This window comes from Heyndrickxia coagulans DSM 1 = ATCC 7050 (genome assembly GCF_000290615.1).
Lineage (GTDB): Bacteria > Bacillota > Bacilli > Bacillales > Bacillaceae_C > Weizmannia > Weizmannia coagulans.
This window is the reverse complement of record NZ_ALAS01000111.1, coordinates 1-4261: the sequence shown is the minus strand read 5'-3', so window position 1 is coordinate 4261 and position 4261 is coordinate 1. Positions and strand designations below refer to the sequence as shown.

Sequence of the window (4261 nt, the reverse complement as noted above, 5' to 3'; positions counted from 1 at the left end):
TTAGAATAGAAATAGTCATGAAATCACTCCCTGGATATTTGGTCGTACTTATATCTTAACAAAGGAGTGGCTTTCATGGCTCTTTTTTTTCAAAAAAAATCATCCTTTTCCGTTTTACAATATTTACCACAGGAATGAGTAGCTTAATCTATTGAAACCCGCCCAAAACCGGCCAAAGCGGAAAAATTTAGACACTTATAATAAATAAATTTACCCCATTAAAATCAAAAACTCACAATTTCTTTTTACATTTATCATAATGTTCCTACAAACGTCTTTTTTCTTTAGTGGAATAAATCAACGACCTTTAATTGTCTGACTGCTTACAGTTTCAGGGGATATAGCATTTTGGCAAGGGCTCTCGATGAAAAAATTAATTATACACGGTTGTGGGATGAATAATGTCAGCTAAATATTGGTGTAACGATTTTCTTTTACTAGTGGCAATCAGAGAACCAACAAAAGCGGGGGAATTGCCCCTCCCCGCTTTTCATATGGTTAACTAGATAAACCGCTAGCGTTTATGAAAATCATATTTTTCTTTGAGTTTTTATTTTGGTTCTGAGCCTGCATAAATTTACTGCGCGTGTTCCTTTTATATTTTGAATGGGTAAAGAAATATATCCGTTGTTTTATTGAAAATGTTGCTTACCGGCTTATCCAATGCCTATACTAAAGAAGATTTTGAATATTGACAGCGAATTCATATATGTTATTCTTAAATAAATATAAGCTTAAAATAATGTCTGGGGGTGTATATATTGTTCAGAAACATAGTGGGCCTTGTTATTCTCATGTTCCTCCTGGTTGGTTCACTGGGGGCCTGTGCTAATAAAGAGAGAACCAATCATGTAAGACAAACGACAAATGATACTGGTAATGTTAACAATGTAAATGATCCTTTAACCGTAAAGCAGGGTGCAAAACTTGGTAATAACTATGGGGTAAGACTAAATAGTGTGCATAAAGATGGAAATGAGCTTGTACTAACGGTAACTTTGGAAAATAAGGAGCCAAAGAAACTTGTTATTTCTCCTGATCTTTTCCAACTAAAAAACAATGATGAGGAACAGTTGGATTTCATTCGTGCTGACTTCAATAAGGATTTAGCACCTGGAAAGAAAATGGAAGGGACGTTAACTTATAAGTTAACAGGAAAAGCGCCATATCGTTTTATAGCTACCTCCGTTCATTCAACTGCAGATAAGGCAGAGTGGGAAATTGACGAAAAAGATTTATAAGCATTTCTTTAAAAGAAAGGATATTTACAATGCCGGTGAAAATCACTTATGAAGTAAAAGATGAAGATATATTTGCGTTAGTGAAAGATGATTTCTTTTTTTCACCATTCGGCATTAAATTGCGACGTTTTTTACATGCTTTTTCTATTTTAGTTTGTCTAATTCTTTTAAGCTATTTTGACCACTCTAGTATCAGATCCATCCTGATAAATATTGCAGTCACAATCTTTCTAGCTATGATATTTTCTCCTTGCTGGAAATTTCTTTTGATGAGAAAAGCGAAAAAGGATAACACAAGAAGAAATCTAGAAAAATTAAAAAAATTTATGTTTATTTTTCAAGCTGATTCTGATTCCTTTTTAAGGATGAACACAGAAACCAATAGCAGAAGATAAAATAATGTGGAAGAATATTGTAAGAATTCACCAGGACGAGAACCATTCTTTTTTATATTTAGAAGAGAACATAGCAATTGTGCTTCCAAAATATCACAAACCATCCATCGAGGAAAATACAGAATACCAGGAATTTATGAATAAGCTTATTTTAAGTTATAACACTGAATTTTAATTAAACTACAAAACGTTAGAGCTTAAGTGTATCTAAATGTGTGCAGCAAGCTCTACTTCCGAGGTGATTTTATGGGTGATTCATTCAAAAATAAGAAAAAAGATGGGAAACCGATATTCTTAACTCTTATTTTGCTTATGGCCGCAATCGTATTTTTAATGATCATCAGGCAAATTCAAAATGTAAATTTATGGGTTGTTGTCATATTCTATTCAATGATAGACATGGGCTTTTTAGTGGCTATGATCTGGGGAATAAGAACAAAAAATAAACCTGTTGTAGTTTTAAGTGTGTTATTAAACGGTGTACTATTTATTGGGGGAGCCGTCTTCACTTATCTTTTGCTTGTTGCAATCGCAATTGGAGGACCAATATAATGGCTAATGAGGGAAGGATTATATTTGGATAAGCTTGGTAATTTCTCTCTTTTGGTTTTAATACTTAATACTAGCTTTCGCCATAAACTTATAATGAGATATCATACAGCAATGATTAAAAGAGGAGAAGGCAGACATGGATATTTAGGATAAACCGTTTGGAGTTATTATATTTTGTATTTTCAATACAAGATCATTATAAACGTATACTATAGAACTGAATTTTAACTGAACGTCGGCAATGAGAAGAAAGGAATGGGAGAATGAAGAAGCAAAAAAAGATTTTAGGTTGGAATATTTCTTTGATATTACTTATTCTCATGCTTGTTGGGTGTTCAACCAATAGTCATGAACAATCTAAATCAACTCCTTCAAAAGAGAAGTCCACATCAGTTGCAAATACTACAACAGAACAAAAAGATTCTTCAAATAAAGATTCGGATTTAACCACGAATAAGTCGGAAACGGGCGCATATAGCTCTTCAGGTGATAATTCTAATTCAAAAGATAACTCTTCAGATAAAGCAGAAAAAGAGAAGCCAAATAAAATTGGGAATGATGATCTGTCTAATTACTCCTCACAGGAGATCGAATATGCTCGGGTCTGGCTACAATTGGGACCAAACCAAAATATAGATGAACTAAACGTTTACCGTATCCCCGCCGGAACGCCACTCAATTCTAAAGATGAAACGAGTGCAAAGTATCCAAAAGATGTGACTCAATTAGCTGGATCACGATTAGTAGATGGATCAGTAACTTATAGTAGCAATGGGAACGGCACTATTAATGTATACAATGTTCCGTTACGATGGGACGGTAAATATCCTGCTGGCGAAAAGCTATACAATGATATCATCAAAAATACAAAGTTAGTACGTGTTGATACCGGCGATAGCAAGAAAATCATTCAATTGATTAAGATAATGAATATTCATTAAAAACTAGGGAGCTGTTCTATATTTCAGTTCCCATTTGTTCTTTTTATGGAGTGATTTCATCTTATTTTTGTTACCGTTTTCAAATTTTAAATTAAGAGCTACAGGCTTGCGTTTTCGCGAATCACATATTGTGAAGGTTCCAATGTTGTTCTGTTATTTGATCAGAAAGCTTCCCAACCCCATCTGCATACCTTTATGATTTGAAGCAGCAAGATCAGCTATCAACAACACCAAATGAAGCAGCATAACTCTATACCAGTCGGGGAAAATATCTCGAAAAAAAAGCAATCACGTAAAGTAAAAATCCATATTCTTAGAAACATTATTTGAATGGTATAAACTTAACTTGTTCCATCAAGACAAAGCACCAATTTTTATTTTATGATTACTGTGTACAGCAGGTAACAAAGCATCAATTTTGCGGGGAGGGTGAAGAAAAGATGAATAGGGAAAACAAAATTTTTAGTAAAGTTTCCTTTTTTATGTTTATCCTTGGGCTTATTCTTTTTATAATTGCTATTACCTTATTTTTAACAGGCCAAGATATAAAATATTATACTCGTTTTCACCATTGGGGTTGGTTTGCTTGGGGTATTAGCTTCTTAGCAAGTATTGTTTCTTTTATTAGAAAAGAGCCTGGAAAGTTAAAAATGATTCCTTATATTGGCGCTCTTATTTTCGGAGTTATTATAGTAATATGTCTTCTGTACTGGAGCTTTCATTTTGTATAGAATTTGTGGAGGAAACCAGCATTGTCTTTCACAATGGCGATGAGGATCCCGCCATGCAACCTGTCTTTCACAATAGGGGCGAAGGACAAAGAGAAGAATCCCGCTGCGGAAAATATCTTTCACTACGGGAATGAAGGACACACGGAAAAGCTCCGCCAAGCCAAATGTCCTTATAACAGGGATGAAGGACAAAAGGAGAATCGCCGGCGTCCCAAATGTCCTTCATAACACGGATGAAGGACAAAAGGAGAATCGCCGGCGTCCCAAATGTTCTTCATAACACGCATGAAGGACAAAAGGGGAAGCTCCCGAGTCAAGTCCAGGTTATTGTGTAAATTTATGGGCAAATGTTTTCAACCACCCCTTCATTTTTTCGGCTTAACTTCCATGGGTTTTTTTCT

The 4261-nt window shown here is 34.6% G+C and carries 5 protein-coding genes; all 5 read left to right on the top strand.

Annotated elements, in window-relative coordinates; all coding sequences use genetic code 11:
- The first annotated feature begins 761 nt into the window (after nucleotides 1-761).
- The 5 genes from IC21_RS05405 (at nucleotide 762) to IC21_RS05385 (ending at nucleotide 3860) form a co-directional block, all read left to right on the top strand.
- The gene (locus IC21_RS05405; RefSeq protein ID WP_029143098.1) at nucleotides 762-1241 is read left to right on the top strand and encodes a DUF4352 domain-containing protein; all 480 of its coding nucleotides are present in this window, start codon (nucleotides 762-764) and stop codon (nucleotides 1239-1241) included.
- A gap of 29 nt (nucleotides 1242-1270) precedes the next feature.
- Nucleotides 1271-1636 (top strand): hypothetical protein, encoded by a 366-nt coding sequence (locus tag IC21_RS05400; RefSeq protein ID WP_029143097.1) that lies wholly within the window; start codon nucleotides 1271-1273, stop codon nucleotides 1634-1636.
- A gap of 246 nt (nucleotides 1637-1882) precedes the next feature.
- The gene (locus tag IC21_RS05395) at nucleotides 1883-2188 is read left to right on the top strand and encodes a hypothetical protein (protein ID WP_029143096.1); all 306 of its coding nucleotides are present in this window, start codon (nucleotides 1883-1885) and stop codon (nucleotides 2186-2188) included.
- A gap of 263 nt (nucleotides 2189-2451) precedes the next feature.
- On the top strand, nucleotides 2452-3129 hold the full coding sequence (locus IC21_RS05390; RefSeq protein WP_029143095.1) for a YdeJ family lipoprotein: 678 nt from the start codon (nucleotides 2452-2454) through the stop codon (nucleotides 3127-3129).
- A 440-nt stretch (nucleotides 3130-3569) separates the two neighbouring features.
- Complete coding sequence (locus IC21_RS05385) at nucleotides 3570-3860, top strand: hypothetical protein (RefSeq protein ID WP_029143094.1); 291 nt, start codon at nucleotides 3570-3572, stop codon at nucleotides 3858-3860.
- Nucleotides 3861-4261: the final 401 nt, after the last annotated feature.

Bases quoted from the DNA above. Each gene is read 5' to 3' on its own strand.
- IC21_RS05400 (WP_029143097.1), top strand. From the start codon at position 1,271: ATGCCGGTGAAAATCACTTATGAAGTAAAAGATGAAGATATATTTGCG.
- IC21_RS05395 (WP_029143096.1), top strand. From the start codon at position 1,883: ATGGGTGATTCATTCAAAAATAAGAAAAAAGATGGGAAACCGATATTC.
- IC21_RS05390 (WP_029143095.1), top strand. From the start codon at position 2,452: ATGAAGAAGCAAAAAAAGATTTTAGGTTGGAATATTTCTTTGATATTA.
- IC21_RS05385 (WP_029143094.1), top strand. From the start codon at position 3,570: ATGAATAGGGAAAACAAAATTTTTAGTAAAGTTTCCTTTTTTATGTTT.